The sequence below is a fragment of the Ruegeria sp. I3 genome, from assembly GCF_056532525.1.
Genome location: NZ_JBQFNI010000003.1, coordinates 45689 through 61672, shown reverse-complemented (window position 1 = coordinate 61672; position 15984 = coordinate 45689). Strand labels below are relative to the sequence as shown.

The 15984-nt window shown below is 57.9% G+C and carries 16 protein-coding genes; 9 read left to right on the top strand and 7 right to left on the bottom strand.

Annotated features, from left to right (window positions below):
* Positions 1-3 precede the first annotated feature (3 nt).
* From holA to ACR0L9_RS08800, 4 genes are all read right to left on the bottom strand, one after another.
* The gene (holA, locus tag ACR0L9_RS08815; RefSeq protein ID WP_480895442.1) at positions 4-1032 is read right to left on the bottom strand and encodes a DNA polymerase III subunit delta; all 1029 of its coding nucleotides are present in this window, start codon (positions 1030-1032) and stop codon (positions 4-6) included.
* Entirely contained in the window at positions 1029-1520 is a 492-nt protein-coding gene (lptE, locus tag ACR0L9_RS08810; protein ID WP_170398890.1) for an LPS assembly lipoprotein LptE, read from the bottom strand. The genes holA and lptE overlap by 4 nt, the downstream gene beginning before the upstream one ends.
* Positions 1507-4059 carry a leucine--tRNA ligase gene (leuS, locus tag ACR0L9_RS08805; protein WP_480562303.1) on the bottom strand — a complete coding sequence of 851 codons (2553 nt, stop codon included), beginning with the start codon at positions 4057-4059 and terminating at the stop codon, positions 1507-1509. Before leuS ends, lptE begins: the two co-directional genes overlap by 14 nt.
* A 72-nt stretch (positions 4060-4131) precedes the next feature.
* On the bottom strand, positions 4132-4614 hold the full coding sequence (locus ACR0L9_RS08800; RefSeq protein ID WP_170398884.1) for a DUF3576 domain-containing protein: 483 nt from the start codon (positions 4612-4614) through the stop codon (positions 4132-4134).
* 278 nt (positions 4615-4892) lie between these two features.
* Here ACR0L9_RS08800 and ACR0L9_RS08795 point away from each other — a divergent pair, with 278 nt between their 5' ends.
* Both ACR0L9_RS08795 and ACR0L9_RS08790 read left to right on the top strand, forming a co-directional pair.
* Complete coding sequence (locus ACR0L9_RS08795; protein WP_170398881.1) at positions 4893-5900, top strand: porin; 1008 nt, start codon at positions 4893-4895, stop codon at positions 5898-5900.
* A 101-nt stretch (positions 5901-6001) separates the two neighbouring features.
* On the top strand, positions 6002-6661 hold the full coding sequence (locus ACR0L9_RS08790; RefSeq protein WP_480895441.1) for a YggS family pyridoxal phosphate-dependent enzyme: 660 nt from the start codon (positions 6002-6004) through the stop codon (positions 6659-6661).
* On the opposite strand, the gene ACR0L9_RS08785 is transcribed toward ACR0L9_RS08790, so the two are convergent.
* The gene (locus ACR0L9_RS08785; protein WP_480895440.1) at positions 6645-7145 is read right to left on the bottom strand and encodes a L,D-transpeptidase family protein; all 501 of its coding nucleotides are present in this window, start codon (positions 7143-7145) and stop codon (positions 6645-6647) included. The genes ACR0L9_RS08790 and ACR0L9_RS08785 overlap by 17 nt on opposite strands.
* Positions 7142-8236 carry a GTP cyclohydrolase II gene (gene ribA / locus ACR0L9_RS08780; RefSeq protein ID WP_170425856.1) on the bottom strand — a complete coding sequence of 365 codons (1095 nt, stop codon included), beginning with the start codon at positions 8234-8236 and terminating at the stop codon, positions 7142-7144. The genes ACR0L9_RS08785 and ribA overlap by 4 nt, the downstream gene beginning before the upstream one ends.
* Positions 8237-8397: 161 nt before the next feature.
* Between ribA and ACR0L9_RS08775 the strand changes: the two genes are divergently transcribed.
* The 5 genes from ACR0L9_RS08775 (at position 8398) to ACR0L9_RS08755 (ending at position 12047) form a co-directional block, all read left to right on the top strand.
* Positions 8398-9084 carry a response regulator transcription factor gene (locus ACR0L9_RS08775; protein ID WP_170398869.1) on the top strand — a complete coding sequence of 229 codons (687 nt, stop codon included), beginning with the start codon at positions 8398-8400 and terminating at the stop codon, positions 9082-9084.
* A gap of 318 nt (positions 9085-9402) precedes the next feature.
* Positions 9403-10191, top strand: coding sequence for an exodeoxyribonuclease III (locus ACR0L9_RS08770; RefSeq protein WP_170562325.1), 789 nt, complete (start codon positions 9403-9405; stop codon positions 10189-10191).
* A gap of 87 nt (positions 10192-10278) precedes the next feature.
* Positions 10279-11196 (top strand): thioredoxin family protein, encoded by a 918-nt coding sequence (locus ACR0L9_RS08765; protein WP_170398864.1) that lies wholly within the window; start codon positions 10279-10281, stop codon positions 11194-11196.
* Between the two features lie 27 nt (positions 11197-11223).
* Positions 11224-11865 (top strand): LON peptidase substrate-binding domain-containing protein, encoded by a 642-nt coding sequence (locus tag ACR0L9_RS08760; RefSeq protein ID WP_170398861.1) that lies wholly within the window; start codon positions 11224-11226, stop codon positions 11863-11865.
* Positions 11862-12047 (top strand): Trm112 family protein, encoded by a 186-nt coding sequence (locus ACR0L9_RS08755; RefSeq protein WP_480895439.1) that lies wholly within the window; start codon positions 11862-11864, stop codon positions 12045-12047. The genes ACR0L9_RS08760 and ACR0L9_RS08755 overlap by 4 nt, the downstream gene beginning before the upstream one ends.
* Here ACR0L9_RS08755 and ACR0L9_RS08750 read toward each other — a convergent pair.
* Positions 12044-13270: an FAD-dependent monooxygenase gene (locus ACR0L9_RS08750; protein ID WP_480895438.1), complete on the bottom strand. Its 1227-nt coding sequence runs from the start codon at positions 13268-13270 to the stop codon at positions 12044-12046. The genes ACR0L9_RS08755 and ACR0L9_RS08750 overlap by 4 nt on opposite strands.
* An 88-nt stretch (positions 13271-13358) precedes the next feature.
* Here ACR0L9_RS08750 and ACR0L9_RS08745 point away from each other — a divergent pair, with 88 nt between their 5' ends.
* Entirely contained in the window at positions 13359-14687 is a 1329-nt protein-coding gene (locus tag ACR0L9_RS08745; RefSeq protein WP_480895436.1) for an amidase, read from the top strand.
* 108 nt (positions 14688-14795) lie between these two features.
* Positions 14796-15977: an aminotransferase class I/II-fold pyridoxal phosphate-dependent enzyme gene (locus ACR0L9_RS08740; protein WP_170425846.1), complete on the top strand. Its 1182-nt coding sequence runs from the start codon at positions 14796-14798 to the stop codon at positions 15975-15977.
* Positions 15978-15984: the final 7 nt, after the last annotated feature.

Below are 15984 nucleotides of genomic sequence, written 5' to 3'. Positions count from 1 at the left end.
GCCTTAACCCGATCGGGCCAGCATCGCTAGACGGATCATGGCACGCTCTACCAGTGCCATCGCAGGTGCGGTTTGACCTGCCGAGCGCAAGGATAGGTCCGTATCTGTAAGGACGGTTAAAGCGGTCTGCAGCTTGGGCGCCCCCCATCCCTGAGCCTGCCTCAGGATCCGGTCACGTCGTTTGCCATAGACCGGAGGGCGCAGCTTGCCGATTCCCTGCGCCGCGCCTCCAGGGTCGGATGCGCAGGCATAGAGCGTTCGGAAATGCCGCGTCGCCCCAATACACAAGGTGACCCCGTTGGTGCCCTGCGCCTGAAGGCGTCGGATAAGGGGGCCGATTTCCTGTGCCCGGCCCTCGGCAACGACGTTCAATACATCATCCAGCGCCGCCTCGGTCGACCGCGGCGCACAGGCTTCAATATCTTCAATCGTCAGTTCACCGGCGTCACCGCGTTTGTAAAGCGACAGTTTCTCAACTGTTTGAGTGAAATCACCAGGGCTGAGCGTCATTGCAAGTTCGCTAAGCGCCGACATCGAATCGCGCGGAATATTCTTCAATCCGGCTTGCGCCAGAATGCGCTCCACCTCGGCGCGCGAGGGCGGGTCATCGTAGATGCCAACAGCGTATGCGGCAGGGTTCGCTTCGAATGCTTTGCGGATTTTCGAGCTGGGTTTGAGCTGCCCGGCCGTCACGATGATCTGTGCATCGCCATGATCCCAGTCTTCAAGGGCTGTGAGAATCGCAGGCGCTGCGACATCGGTGGCGTCTTCAACAAACACCGCGCGGGGACCGGGGAAAAATCCGACAGCCTTGACCGCGTCCAGCAACAGGGCCGGATCGCTGCGTAGATCGCTTCCGGGAATGCGGGTCAGGCGCATTTCCTCTTCGGCGCCAGGTCCCAGCAAAGCCGCCAGCACCTGTTGACGCTTCAACGCAACGCGCATCGCGTCCGCCCCGTAGATCAGCAATCCGGCTTTGTCCGCGTCCGGCTTGGCAAAATAGCCTTCAGCCTCGCGCGGGCTCAACTTCATGTGGACAGGCCCGGTGTGGCGTAAAGGCGATTTACGATCTGATCGGCCAGAATCACCATCAAGCGCTCGGTCGCGTCGCGTTCATCTGCCAGTGTAGACACGGTCGAGCCTGCAGCAGAATAACCGACAAACTCGGTAACGTTGCCCGAGGCGATGATTTGCCCGGTCGCATTGGATTTCAGCGCGTAAGTCGCATTCCCGTCGATCGTATAGCGATTGGTTTCATTCGCTGTGGTAATCGAGGCCCTGCGGGTGACCGTCGATACCCCTACATCCAGCTTGTATTCGTTGCCCGAGGTCGCGCTTCGACCTAATTTACGTTCCAGGTTTTGGACCAGCAGAAAGCTTTCGACCGTATTTGGTGCAGACACCTCAACCTTGCCATCCAAGGCCGAGCCTGATCCTCCGGGCGCATAAACCGGCTCGAACCCGCAAGCGGCGAGCGCCAGCGGCATCAATAACAGGGTTCTACGATCAAACGACGACATTAACGATCCGGCCCGGAACAACGATCACTTTCTTCGGTGCAGCGCCATCCAGCGCCTTTTGCACAGCTTCGGTGCTGAGGGCGATTTTTTCAACCTCTGCTTTATCCAGATCTTTGGCTACGCTGATTTCGGCCCGACGCTTGCCGTTGATCTGAATCGGCAGGGTTATGGTGTCATCGATCAGCATGGTCTCATCCGCGATGGGCCAAGGCGCGGTTGCAACCAGGCCTTCGCCGCCCAGCATCTGCCAAAGTTCTTCGGACAAGTGTGGCGTCATCGGCGACATCAGCTGCGCTAGTGTCTTGGCTGCCTCGCGCTTGACTGCAGAGCCCGCTTTGGATTTGGCAAGCGTGTTGGTGAATGCATAAAGCTTTGCGATAGATGCGTTAAAGCCAAAGGATTCGACCCCGCCCGATACGTCATGAATGGCTTTGTGCATCTCACGTAGCAGCGTTTCGTCATCTGCTGTGGCCGGCAAGTCCGATTCTGCGATTTCTGCGGCGATGCGGTGCACGCGGCTGAGATGTTTGAACGCGGCTTCGGCGCCCGACGCGGTCCATTCCACGTCGCGCTCAGGTGGGGAGTCGGATAGAACAAACCAGCGCGCAGTATCCGCACCAAAGGCCGAGATGATGCTGACCGGATCGACGACGTTCTTTTTCGACTTGGACATTTTGGCTGAGGGGATGATTTCAACCTCGGTGCCGTCGGTCAGCTTGCCGTCGGTCACGTCTTCGGGCAGGTGATAGACCGGGCGACCGTTGGCGTCGCGTGTCTGATAAATTTCATGAGTCACCATGCCTTGAGTGAACAGCGCGTTGAACGGCTCAATCGCTTTCTTTGGCAAATGACCAGTGATGTTCATCGCCCGCGCGAAGAAGCGCGAATAGAGCAGGTGCAGAATCGCATGCTCGATCCCACCGATATATTGGTCGACATTCATCCAATACTCGGCTTCGGCAAGATCGGTGGGTGTTTCAGCGCGCGGGGCGGTGAAACGGGCGAAGTACCACGACGAATCGACAAACGTGTCCATCGTGTCAGTTTCCCGCTTGGCTGGAGCGCCGCAGGAAGGGCAAGGGGTGTCGCGCCAGCTGGGGTGGCGGTCCAGCGGGTTGCCGGGGATCGAAAAATCTATGGGTTTGCCGTTGCCATCATCATAAGGCAGCTCGATCGGCAGATTATCTTTCTTCTCGGAGACCGTGCCGCATTGATCACAATGCACAACAGGAATCGGGCAGCCCCAATAGCGTTGGCGGCTGAGCCCCCAATCGCGCAGGCGGTATTTGGTAACACCTTCACCCCAACCGGCCTTTTCGGCGAAATCAACGGTGGCATTGATGGCCTCGTCACCCGTTGCCTCGGTGAGACCCGCAAAATGATTCACCCAGCGGACTTTTTCGGTTTTCGGTGGAACAAACGCGATTTTGTCGACTGGAGTGTCATCATCCAGTGCAAAGAATGTATCGACCACAGGCAGGCCGTATTTGCGACAGAAATCGAGGTCGCGTTGATCATGAGCTGGGCAGGCAAAGATGGCGCCGGTGCCATAGTCCATCAGGATAAAGTTGGCGATCCAGACCGGCAGCTCCCAGCTGGGGTCGAGTGGATGTTTAACACGTATGCCGGTGTCATAACCCAGCTTTTCGGCGGTTTCGATCGCCTCTTCGGTGGTGCCGCCCTTGCGGCATTCGGCAACGAATTCAGCGACTTTCGGGTTTTCTGCCTCAAGCTGCTTGGCAATCGGATGATCGGGCGAGATGCCAACAAACGACGCGCCCATCAGCGTATCGGGCCGCGTCGTGTAGACGGTGATCGGCTCACCTCCATCGGTGCGTTCGAACCCGAATTGCAGGCCACGGGACTTGCCGATCCAGTTCTCTTGCATCAGGCGTACCTTGGCGGGCCAGTTATCCAGCGTATCCAGCGCGTCGAGCAGTTCCTCGGAATAATCGGAAATCTTGAAAAACCACTGAGTCAACTCGCGACGCTCAACCAAGGCGCCTGAACGCCAGCCACGGCCGTTTTCTACCTGTTCATTGGCCAAAACGGTCATATCGACCGGGTCCCAGTTCACCACGGCGTTCTTGCGATAGACCAGACCGGCCTCGAGCATATCCAGGAACAAAGCCTGCTGCTGGCCGTAGTATTCCGGATCACAGGTGGCGAATTCACGAGACCAGTCGATCGACAGGCCCAGCGGCTTCATCTGTCCGCGCATGTCGGCGATATTTCCGTAGGTCCAATCTTTGGGGTGGCCACCACTGGCCATTGCGGCGTTTTCCGCAGGCATCCCGAACGCGTCCCAGCCCATCGGGTGCAGCACGTTATGACCGGTTGCGAGCTTGTGGCGGGCGATCACGTCACCCATCGTGTAGTTGCGTACATGCCCCATGTGGATACGGCCAGACGGGTAGGGGAACATCTCAAGCACATAGTATTTCGGCTTGTCCGCCTTATGATTGGCGGTGAAGATTCCGGCCTTGTCCCAGGCCTCCTGCCATTTTGCTTCGATTTCGTTGGCCGAGTAGCGCGACATCATGCGGTCCTTCGTGAATGAAAACGCCGGGTAGGAACCCGGCGTGGTAATAGTGTGATTTTTGTCGGGTTTCTAGAACTTGTTGTCCGCAATGCGTAGCTGACGCGCGCGAGACAGGATCGCATCTTCGACGGCGCGCGACGTTGCAGCGCTGACCGGAGAACCGCCACTGGTCTGAAGAGCTACGGACAAAGAACGCGCTTCCAAAGCGGGATCACTGATGTGAACTGTCGCGCGATAGGAACGCCCGCCGCCGGGCGGTGTGCCATAACCCGTTACGATCACTCCGGTAAACGGATCGACCTCTTGGATCGGCAAGAAATTCAGTACATCCAGCGATGCGGCCCATAGATAGCGATTTACCTGAGTGACCTGCTCTGAGGTGTTCGGGCCAAATACGTCCCAGATCGTCGAACGATTCGGGTCATTCAGTTCGCGTTCCTCTGTCGAGCTGCCATCAGCGGTCAACACACTTGCATCGCCAGGCGGTGGCCCTCCGCAGGCTGATAAGGCAGCCGTTACCATGATCAAACCTGGAATCGTAATACGGCGCATCGTTGGAAGGTCCCGTGTCACTTGTTTTGCTCTGTCGAGTGATACTCCTAGACAAGGACCCGTACAGCAACAACCCTATTCTTTTATGATCGACTCGCGCGAACCGCACGATCCGTTGAATTCGACTGTGGCATCCTTGCACCAATTTGGGCCGAATGACGTCTTTGCGTTTATGCCAAGCTTGCGCAACGGGGGCAAAAAAAGCGAAACGGTGTCCGTGCTGAGACGCGTGCTTTGCATGTGTCGAGTAGAAAATCTTTGAAACCGAGGGAAACAAGATGAAAAAAGTTCTCTTCGCAACGACCGCACTGATTGCAACCGCAAGTGTTGCAGCGGCCGAAGTAAAGTTCAGCGGTTACGGCCGCTTTGGTCTGGGATACCTGGAAGACCGTACAGGTACCGTTGACGCAATTGGTGGTGGTGAAGCGACCGGCGTAGAAACCGACGAAACCATCCTGGTCTCGCGCTTCCGTCTGAACATCGACGGAATCGTTGAAACTGACGGTGGCGTTCGCTTTGAAGGCCGTGTTCGACTGCAGGCAGACGAAGATGCCGGCAACGGCGAAGCAAACTCCGCTGGCCTGAACGGCGCACGCTTCTCGGTCATCTTCGGTGGTCTGCGTGTTGACGCCGGTAACGTAGCCGGTTCGTTCGACAACTTGGCAAACTACTACGGTAACGAGCCTGGCCTGGAAAGCTTCATTGGTCAGTACTCGGGCGTCGACTATGACTTCCTGGCGTACTCGTCGACCGGTTCGGGCGCAAACGCTGTGTTCTTCCAGTACGCAGTTGGCGACTTCGCCTTCGGCGCGTCGTATGACCAGCGCACATTTGCTGACGAAGCTGTTGCGGGTGCGGACACTGATGATGCAGACCGCTGGGACATCAGCGCGACCTACACCTTCGGTAACGTGACTGCCGCTCTGGCCTACGGTCAGACCAGCGGTCTGGGCGATGCCGACAAGCAGAGCCTGACCGTTCTGACCCTGGGTGCAGAATTCGGTGACTTCTCCGGTACTCTGTTCGTCGCAGACGATGACGTTGCAAACGATGACCGCAACGGCACCGCATACGGTCTGTCGGCAGCCTACAACCTGGGCGCGGCAACCACTCTGACCTTCGCTTACGGTGACGGTTCGGCAGACGACGATCTGCAGCAGTACGGCATCGGTGCCATCTACGACCTGGGTGGCGGTGCATCGCTGCGCGGTGGTATCGGCAACCAGAAGCGTGGCGACGGCGACAGCCAGCTGCGTGCCGACTTTGGTGCTCAGTTCAACTTCTAAGTTGATCTGAACCACAAGGTTCAAGGGCAGGTCTTCGGACCTGCCCTTTTCTTTTGCCGCCACATGGTGTTTTGCTGCTGCAAACGCAGAATGAGGGACCCATGTCGCTGCAAGAAATCACCGATCGAATAGCCAAAGCTGAATCTGCGGCAGGACGCGCCGAAGGCTCGGTGCAATTAATCGCGGTTTCCAAGGTGCAACCTAACGACCGGGTCGAAGCCGTGTTGAAGCAGGGCCAGCGGTGTTTCGGAGAAAACCGTGTGCAGGAGGCTGCTGGCAAATGGCCTGCATTTCGCGAGAGTTTTCCGGACATTGATCTGCATCTGATCGGTCCTTTGCAAACAAACAAGGCACGTCAGGCGATCGAGCTTTGCAATGCCATCCATTCAGTTGATCGACCAAAGCTCGCCAAAACATTGGCGCGATTGGCACAAGAAATGGGTAAGTGCCCCGATCTTTTTATACAGATCAACACAGGCGAAGAGGATCAGAAGGCCGGTACTCTCCCACAAGATGCTGATGCGTTCATTGCAGAATGCCGCGGCATGGACCTGCCCGTCCGAGGATTGATGTGCATTCCACCGGTTGAAGAAGAACCCGCGCTGCACTTCGCGCTCTTGGCAAAAATTGCAGAGCGGAATGGGCTGGAGGGTTTGTCGATGGGAATGAGCAGTGATTTCGAATCCGCGATCGCCCTGGGTGCCACACATGTCCGTGTCGGGTCTGCCATCTTCGGGGCGCGGGTCAAGCCTCAGGAATGATCAGCCGTGTGCCCGGCGTGATTTGCTGGGCAATCCAACGTAGGTGATCGCGCCTGAACGCGATGCAACCTTCGGTTGGAAACCGTGGACGTCGCCATTGATGCAGGAAGATGGCTGATCCCCGACCGGGTTCTGAATTGGGATAGTTCCAATCGGTTATCAGGATCAGGTCATAAAGCGGATCTGGGCGACGCAGTTTTTCGTGACTGAAATCATGAGGCGCGTGCACCAAATGGTTATACGCATCGTCCTCTATGTCATCAGACCATAAATCGCGGGGTCCGATCGGTCGTGCCCAATGCGCCGGTCGTGGCATTCGGTCTGCGCGATAGAGCATACCCACAATGTGATGCACACCTGATGGTGTTGCCCCATCACCTTCCTGCTTGGTTGGGCTCAAGCCCCCTTTGCCTATAGCGCAGGGGAACAGGTGCCCGAGATACCGAACGCCACGCGGTGTCAAAACCAGATCGCTTGGTGTCACAGCAGGTGGCCTGACTTTGCCGCTTTGGTCGCCAGATACGCGCGGTTGAAATCTGTTTCACCTACTTTCAACGGAACCCGTTCGGTGACGGCGATACCTGTGCGTTCCATCATCGCGATTTTTGCAGGGTTGTTGGTCAGTAGACGGACCGAATTGAAGCCCAGCGATTTCAGGATATCCGAGCCGAGCCTGAAATCCCGTTCATCGTCTTCGAATCCAAGCCGGTGGTTAGCCTCGACAGTGTCAAATCCCTGATCCTGAAGAAAATAGGCGCGCATTTTGTTGGCGAGCCCGATCCCACGCCCTTCCTGATTCAGATAAAGCAGGACACCCGCACCCTCGTCCCCCATCTGGGCCAAGGCCCCGCGCAGTTGCGGGCCACAGTCACATTTCAGGCTGCCCATGAGATCGCCTGTGAAACAGGCCGAATGCAGCCGCGCGAGGACGGGCTTGTCGCGGTCGGGGCGACCGATTTCAACCGCATAGTGTTCCTCTCCACCATCTTCGGGGCGGAATACATGCAGGCGCCCGGCCTCCGACACTTCCATTGGCAGGCGTGCGGCGACGACAGGATGCAGAGCACTGCGATCTGTCAGATGTGGCGCGGCCCGGGCATGGTCAATGCAGGTCAGACCATGATCTGCCGCAAATTCGCGCCCGTCTTGAATTGGGGCGACGACCGCGGCCGGAAGCAAGTGCGCCGACTTGGCCAGCGCAATAGCGATCCGGTGCAGATTTGCGCTGCCTTGCCGTTCGGTCATCAGCGGGCCTTTCATCGGGGCGTTTAGATCATCGGACGGGTCGGCCACCGCCTGCACCCAGCTCAGCCCAGCATCCGCCGGGATCATGACGCGAGCAAGATCGCCGTCATATGCGCGCGCTTTAAGTGTTTCAGCGCGCCGAACCGTTATGGCGACAACGGGATCCCCGCCCAAGCCGCGCAAATCGGCCAACCTTTGCGGGCTCAGGGTCTCGGTGGCAAATGCGAGTACTCCAAATCCCAGTTCGTCGGTCAGAACAACGGGAACACCCATACGCAGGTCAGCCCGCGCCCGTGCCAGCAATTCGGTGATGTCGGGAGTGAGACTCATGCAGTTTACCTTGAAACGATCAGACCCTGTCCTACCCCGATCACTGGAAAATGTGAAACATTTCCTCGGCGTCAGACACGAGGGCGTGAGACGATTGCAGCAAATCTTGCTGATTGCATTCTTCATACGCAAGTGATGGAAAAGGCTTAGGAGGACCGTACATGGCTCAGCTCAAGAAAATCCTGCTGGTGGATGACGACGAAGACCTGCGCGAGGCGCTCAGCGAGCAACTTGTCATGACCGAAGACTTTGACGTGTTCGAGGCGTCCGATGGCGCGTCGGCAATGGAGCGCGCGCGCGAAGCAATTTACGATCTGGTGATTCTGGATGTCGGCCTGCCGGATACCGATGGCCGTGAGCTGTGTCGCCTGATGCGCAAGCAGGGCGTCAAAAGCCCGGTGCTGATGCTGACTGGGCACGACAGCGATGCTGACACGATCCTGGGCCTTGATGCTGGCGCTAATGATTATGTCAGCAAGCCTTTTAAATTTCCGGTTCTTCTGGCCCGGATTCGGGCCCAACTGCGCCAGCATGAACAATCCGAGGATGCGGTCTTTGTTCTGGGGCCCTACACCTTCAAACCGGCCATGAAGATGCTGATGACCGAAGATGATCGCAAGATCCGCCTGACCGAGAAAGAGACCAACATTCTCAAGTTCCTCTATCGATCAACTGACGGCGTCGTTGCACGTGATGTTTTGTTGCACGAAGTCTGGGGTTACAACGCGGGCGTTACAACACACACCCTTGAAACCCATATCTATCGTCTGCGTCAGAAGATTGAACCCGACCCGTCGAATGCACGCCTTTTGGTCACAGAATCGGGCGGATATCGCCTTGTTGCTTGACTAATGGTGGATTGACTTGGATCAAAGTGATACTCTGTAGGCATCTTTAGATTACTCCCAACCCGCGCATGTCCGGGTTATGACATGCACCTCCCTGTTGGACTGCCGGGCCTGATGGCCCGGCTTTTTTCGTAGGGTGCAACTGTATCGTGCAGGGCGATATCGGCACCGGGCATCCGATTTCATTCAATGAAATCGGACCGGAAACTTTGCAAGTTTCCGTAACCGCCGGGTCAGGCAACATTGCTTTGTTTTTCGATGGCACCTCGCTTGGCGCCGCGCTAACCTGCGGCAACTTCGACAAAGGAACCCCCGGATATGCCCTTCACCCTTGCCACATGGAACATCAATTCGGTCCGCCTGCGCGAGCCTATCGTTCTGAAATTGCTGCAGGAAGAGGCACCGGATGTGCTGTGTCTACAGGAATGCAAATCGCCGGTCGACAAAATCCCGACCGAAGGGTTCGCCGAGCTGGGCTATACGCATATGATTGCGCGGGGCCAGAAGGGGTATAACGGCGTCGCCATACTGTCGCGCCTTCCGCTTAAGGAAGTAGGGGATAAGGATTTCGCGGGTCTGGGTCATGCGCGACACATTGCGGGGCGGTTGGAGAATGGCGTGACCATTCATAATTTCTATGTCCCCGCTGGGGGCGACGTGCCGGATCGCGAAGTGAACGAGAAGTTTGGCCAAAAGCTGGATTACCTCGCTGACATGCGCGATTGGTTCCGTGCGGAAAAGCCGAAAAAGTCCATTCTGGTAGGCGATCTGAATATTGCGCCCCGCGAAGATGATGTCTGGTCGCACAAGCAGTTGCTGAAGGTGGTTTCACATACGCCGATCGAGGTTGAAACGCTGGCCGAGACTCAGGATGCAGGTGGCTGGGTCGATATCACCCGGCAGGATATTCCCGAGGGCCAGCTATACAGCTGGTGGTCTTATCGGGCACGAGATTGGGATGCCGCCGACAAGGGACGCAGGCTGGATCATGTCTGGGCTACGCCCGATATCTCGAACGCGGGTCATTCCAGCCGCATTCTGCGCGACGCGCGCGGATGGGAAAAACCCAGTGATCATGCCCCGGTATTTGCCACGTTTGACGTCTGACCGAAGCAAATTCGCCGAACTCTCCCCTTGGTTTCTGCCGCATTGGACTGCATATAGGGCGCAAGTTCGAACCAGAGAGTATAAGCCATGGACCTTCTGAACGGCGCAGGCAGCCCCCAAGCCACTGATCTGATTAAAGACGGGACCGAGGCCACCTTCATGGCCGATGTGGTCGAAGCCTCACAAGAGACGCCGATCATCGTTGACTTCTGGGCGCCTTGGTGCGGCCCCTGCAAAACGCTGGGCCCGGCGTTGGAAGAGGCCGTGACCGCTGCCAAGGGTGCGGTCAAGATGGTCAAGATCAACGTGGACGAAGCGCAGATGATTGCAGGACAACTGCGCATCCAGTCGATTCCGATGGTCTATGCATTTCACAAAGGCCAACCGATCGACGGGTTTCAGGGCGCTTTGCCAGGGTCCGAGATCAAGGCCTTCATAGATCGTGTGATCGAAGCCGCGGGCGGTGAAAGCCCGGGTGGTCAACTAGATGATGCTGTGCAAGCTGCCGAAGAAATGTTGACCGAGGGGGCCGCTGTAGACGCGGCACAGACTTTTGCCGCCATACTGGGTGAAGACCCCAATCACGCTGCCGCTTATGGCGGGTTGGTGCGCGCGCATATCGCATCGGGGGATCTGGATCAGGCTGAGGCGATCCTCAATGGCGCTCCTGCCGAGATTTCCACTTCACCCGAGGTTGAAGCGGCCCATGCGCAACTGGAATTGGCCAAGCAGGCTGCAGATGCTGGTCCGGTAGGTGAGTTGACTGCAACAGTTGAGGCCGAGCCAGACAACCATCAAGCCCGTTTCGATCTGGCGCAGGCCCTGCATGCCAATGGCGATGTCGAAGAGGCAGTGGCTCAACTGTTGGAATTGTTCCGCCGCGATCGCGAGTGGAATGATGGGGCGGCAAAGGCGCAGCTCTTCACAATTTTCGATGCGCTCAAGCCCAATGACCCGATTGTTCTGAACGGGCGGCGCAAGCTCAGCTCGATGATATTTGCCTAATCCCCGATCAGAACTAAACTCGGGTACATGATGCATCCTGCCGATTTGCCGGAAACGGTATCCGTTTTCCCTTTGCCCGGAGCGCTGCTGCTGCCACGGTCTCGCCTGCCGCTGCATATTTTTGAGCCGCGCTACCTACAGATGCTGGACGACGCGCTGAAAACGCAAGAACGCCTGATCGGGATGGTGCAACCGAATACCTGTCAGGGCGACGAAACCAAGCTGCACCAGATCGGCTGCGCTGGACGGGTCACCCAGTTTTCCGAGACCGAAGATGGCAGGTATCTGATTACGCTGACGGGAATCTCTCGGTTCAGGGTCAAATCAGAGTTGGACAGTTTCACCCCGTATCGCCGGGTTTCGGTGTCCTGGGACGGGTTTGACCGAGATCTCGGCAAGGCCGAGGTGGATGATGGTTTTGATCGGAACAGGTTCCTGCGGCTGTTGGAACGGTTTTTTTCGTCCCGTCAGTTGTCCACCGATTGGGACACAATGAAAGATGCCGATGATGAGCTTTTGGTCAATTCCCTGTCCATGATGCTGGAATTTGACCCGGAGGAAAAGCAGGCTTTGCTTGAGGCCCCTTGCTTACGCACCCGGCGCGAAACCTTGGTGACATTGATTGAATTCGCCATGCGCGGCGGATCGAATGAGGAAAAACTGCAATGAGCGATACCGAACACGCCTTTGACCGCCATATGCTTGAGGCGTTGATTTGTCCGCAGACCCACACGACGCTGCACTATGATGCCGAACGGCAAGAGCTGGTGTCAAAAGCCGCCGCTCTGGCCTTTCCAATCCGCAACGGTATTCCAGTGATGCTAGTGGATGAGGCCCGAGATCTGGACTAGATCGGGTGTCCCTGCAGCAGTTTCGGCAGGTCTCCGGTCAGACCTGCAGCCTCGCGCACGAAACCTCGGCGCAGCCCGGGCAGCGATCCGACGATACCCATTCCAATATCCCGACCTATGCGGAGTAGGGGATTATCGTTCGAAAACAGCTTGTTGAACATATCAGTCGCCATCGCAAGCGAGGCTGTGTCGAACCGGCGCCACTCTTGATAGCGCTCCAGCACAAGCGTTGATCCGATATCCTCGCCACGTCGTCCCGCAAGGGTCAGAACCTCGGCCAATGCACCGACATCACGCAGACCTGCGTTCAGGCCTTGCCCGGCGATGGGGTGCATGCCATGGGCGGCGTCTCCGACCAAAGCCAACCGGTCCGAGATGAAGGAATTGGCGATGGTCAGGTTCAACGGGTATGTGAACCGGTCACCCTGCAGGCGGATATCCCCCAGGAAATCGCCAAAGCGCGGGCGCAGAACTTGTAGGTAATCTGCCTCGGGCAGCGTATTGATCTGCGCGGACGTCTCAGTGCGTTCGCTCCAGACGATGGAACTGCGGTTCCCGGTTAGCGGCAGAATCGCCAACGGGCCGGGGGGCATGAAGAACTGATGGGCGATACCGTGATGCGGTAGCTCGTGTTCAATGGCGCAGACCAGAGCGGTCTGGCCATAGTCCCAGCCGGTTCGTTTGATTCCGGCGCGCATAGCGGTGCCGCTGCGGCGGCCATCGCAACCCACCAGTAGGCTGCCGGACAAGGTGGCCCCGTCATCCAGCGTCAGCGTTGCCCCGTTTGCCGAGATGTCCTGAGACACGACCGTTTTGCCGCTGATTTCGGTAATCCCGTCTTGTTCGGTCATGGCCTCCAGAAAAGCCCGCCGCAGGTGGCGATCTTCAACCATAAAGCCCATCGGGCCTTCTTCGATCTCGGCATGGTCGAAATGCATAAAGAATGGGGAAGGTCCGGCACCGGCATGGCCATCCGTTACCTTGATCTCCAGCATCGGCTGGGCGTGCTCTTCCACCTTTTCCCAAACGCCTATTGCGTCGAGCAGACGTTGCGACGCCAATGCCAGCGCATAAGCGCGCCCGTCGAAGGCCGCATTCTTGCGCACTTTCTCTGCCAGAGCGTCAACAACCACGACTGAATGCCCGGTCTGGGCCAGCGCCAGCGCAAGGGCAGGGCCGTTCAGGCCACCACCAACGATCAGGATATCGGATCTGTGTTCCATGTGCTGCAGTATGCGCGCCCTTTCGGGATTGTCCATGTGCGGTCCTGTCGCTACCGTCCGATCACGGAATTACTCGGGAGGGGACCGGATGCAAGACTGGCTGACCATGACGGCATGTGATTTGGGCCGTGGCATCGGAATGGGGCAGATCGATCCGGTTGAACTGACAGAAACTTATCTCAGCGCGATTGACGCCCATCCACATCGCGATCGGATCTATGCCCGGGTGACCCACGATCGCGCCCGCGCCGAGGCCCTTGCGGCGCAAGAGCGGGCAAAGCTTGGCCTACGTCGGTCTTTGTTGGATGGCGTCCCGATCAGCTGGAAAGACCTGTTTGACACGGCAGGCGTAGGGACCGAGGCCGGTTCGGCCCTGTTGGAAGGCCGCGTGCCCGAATCCGATGCGCAGGTGGTGCGGAACGCGACCGCGATGGGTACGGTCTGTCTGGGTAAAACGCATATGAGCGAATTGGCGTTCTCGGGTTTGGGTCTAAACCCTGTGACGGCTACGCCTCCATGCGTGAATGACGAAGACGCAGTGCCGGGCGGCTCATCTTCAGGTGCAGGAGCTTCGGTGGCTTGGGGGCTTGCTGCAGGCGGCGTTGGCTCGGACACGGGTGGATCGGTGCGGATTCCCTCGGCCTGGAACGATCTGGTGGGGCTGAAAACCACGGCGGGGCGCGTTAGCCTTGAGGGCGTCGTGCCGCTGTGTCTGAAATTCGATACCGTTGGGCCGCTGGCGCGATCAGTTGAGGACGCCGCACAAATGCTTGCCGCGCTTGAGGGCACCGCCCCGGCTGATCTGCGCGGGGCGTCATTGATCGGTCGCCGCTTTGCTGATTTGCAGAACGTGGCCAAGGACGATCTGCGCGAAGCTCCAGCCAACGCCTATGATGATGCGCTGGCGCGCCTGAAAGAGGCCGGGGCCGAGATCGTTCCGCTTGACGTGCCTGAGCTGAACGAAGCGATGAGCCTGTCGGGCGTGCTTTATACAACCGAAGCCTACGGCTTGTGGCGTGATGTGATAGAAGCGAACCCCGAGGCGATGTATCCCGAAATCCTTGAACGGTTCCGAATGGGCAAGGCCTATTCCGGCCCCGATTACGTGGCCGCTTGGTCAAAACTAACCGCTTGTCGACAGGCTTGGGATGCGGCCACTGCGGGCTTTGATGCCGTGCTTGCGCCGACGGCCCCGATCCTACCGCCCAATCTCGACCGGTTGATGAATGATCATGACTACTATGTTACCGAAAATCTCTTGGCTCTCCGCAACACCCGGATCGGCAATCTGATGGGGCTTGCGGCACTGACTTTGCCCACGGGAACACCCGGTTGCGGGCTGATGATGTTGGGCTATCCGGGGTCGGAAGAGGCCTTGTTACGGCTCGGGTCAGCAGCCGAAAGCGCTTTGACCTGAATGCCACAATCCCCTGATTCGGCACCTCTTTGTCTGGACGAAGCCCGGGTCGATCTGTAATCTGCCATAAAACGGGGCGCAAAATGACCCCGAAATTGAGGCAGTATCATGAATTTCCCCGAGCGGTTTTCGAACCTACCGGAATACGCATTTCCGCGTCTGCGCGCCCTGTTGGATCATCATCAGCCGGGTGGTGAAGTCGTTCACATGACCATTGGCGAGCCCAAGCATGATTTCCCATCTTGGGTGACCGACGTGATCATGGAAAACGCCGCCGGGTTTCAGGGCTATCCCCCGAACGAAGGCTCACCTGAATTGCGCGCAGCGATCACGGGTTGGATCAACCGCCGCTATGGTGTGTCGATGGATGCAGATGCCAATGTGATGGCACTGAACGGCACGCGCGAGGGTCTGTACAATGCCGCAATGGCGTTGTGCCCTGAGAAGAAGAACGGACAGCAGCCAATCATCCTGTGCCCGAACCCGTTTTATCAGGTTTACATGGTCGCCTCGATTTCGGTCGGCGCGCAGCCCTATTTTGTACCTGCAACCGCTGCGACCGGCCATCTACCGGACTATGCAGGCCTGCCCGAAGAGATTCTGAACCGCACTGCAGTGGCTTATATCTGCTCACCCGCGAACCCTCAGGGGGCGGTCGCCTCGCGCGATTACTGGGTCGAGCTGATTCAATTGGCTGAAAAGTACGATTTCCGCATCTTTGCCGATGAATGCTATTCCGAAATCTACCGCGACGCCGCGCCGGTTGGCGCGCTGACCGTTGCGCAGGAACTGGGTGCTGACCCCGAACGTGTCACGCTGTTCAACTCTCTGTCCAAGCGGTCGAACTTGGCCGGGCTGCGGTCGGGGCTGATCGCAGGTGGACCTGAAACAATCAGCCGTGTCAAACTGTTGCGCAGCTATGCGGGTGCCCCTTTGCCCGCCCCGCTGCAGGCCGCCGCCGCCAAGGTTTGGGCGGATGAAGCGCATGTGCAGGAAAACCGCGCGCTGTATCAGGAGAAATACGCCGTCGCGGATGAGGTTTTCGCAGGCGTACAGGGCTACATGCCGCCCGAGGCCGGGTTCTTCCTGTGGCTACCCGTCGAAAACGGCGAAGAAACCGCATTGAAGCTTTGGCAGGAAACCGGCGTACGGGTTCTGCCGGGTGCATATCTTTCTCAAGGTGATCCGGGGCAAAACCCGGGCGAGCAATTTATCCGGGTCGCGATGGTGGCCCCAAAAACAGAGATGAAGCGCGGGCTGATTACACTCCGCGACTGCATCTATTCGTGAGGTACGA

Bases quoted from the DNA above. Each gene is read 5' to 3' on its own strand.
- ACR0L9_RS08765 (WP_170398864.1), top strand. From the start codon at position 10,279: ATGGACCTTCTGAACGGCGCAGGCAGCCCCCAAGCCACTGATCTGATT.
- ACR0L9_RS08795 (WP_170398881.1), top strand. From the start codon at position 4,893: ATGAAAAAAGTTCTCTTCGCAACGACCGCACTGATTGCAACCGCAAGT.
- ACR0L9_RS08750 (WP_480895438.1), bottom strand. From the start codon at position 13,270: ATGGAACACAGATCCGATATCCTGATCGTTGGTGGTGGCCTGAACGGC.
- ACR0L9_RS08790 (WP_480895441.1), top strand. From the start codon at position 6,002: ATGTCGCTGCAAGAAATCACCGATCGAATAGCCAAAGCTGAATCTGCG.
- lptE (WP_170398890.1), bottom strand. From the start codon at position 1,520: ATGTCGTCGTTTGATCGTAGAACCCTGTTATTGATGCCGCTGGCGCTC.
- ACR0L9_RS08745 (WP_480895436.1), top strand. From the start codon at position 13,359: ATGCAAGACTGGCTGACCATGACGGCATGTGATTTGGGCCGTGGCATC.
- ACR0L9_RS08775 (WP_170398869.1), top strand. From the start codon at position 8,398: ATGGCTCAGCTCAAGAAAATCCTGCTGGTGGATGACGACGAAGACCTG.
- ACR0L9_RS08740 (WP_170425846.1), top strand. From the start codon at position 14,796: ATGAATTTCCCCGAGCGGTTTTCGAACCTACCGGAATACGCATTTCCG.
- ACR0L9_RS08760 (WP_170398861.1), top strand. From the start codon at position 11,224: ATGATGCATCCTGCCGATTTGCCGGAAACGGTATCCGTTTTCCCTTTG.
- ribA (WP_170425856.1), bottom strand. From the start codon at position 8,236: ATGAGTCTCACTCCCGACATCACCGAATTGCTGGCACGGGCGCGGGCT.
- ACR0L9_RS08755 (WP_480895439.1), top strand. From the start codon at position 11,862: ATGAGCGATACCGAACACGCCTTTGACCGCCATATGCTTGAGGCGTTG.
- holA (WP_480895442.1), bottom strand. From the start codon at position 1,032: ATGAAGTTGAGCCCGCGCGAGGCTGAAGGCTATTTTGCCAAGCCGGAC.
- ACR0L9_RS08770 (WP_170562325.1), top strand. From the start codon at position 9,403: ATGCCCTTCACCCTTGCCACATGGAACATCAATTCGGTCCGCCTGCGC.
- leuS (WP_480562303.1), bottom strand. From the start codon at position 4,059: ATGTCGCGCTACTCGGCCAACGAAATCGAAGCAAAATGGCAGGAGGCC.
- ACR0L9_RS08800 (WP_170398884.1), bottom strand. From the start codon at position 4,614: ATGCGCCGTATTACGATTCCAGGTTTGATCATGGTAACGGCTGCCTTA.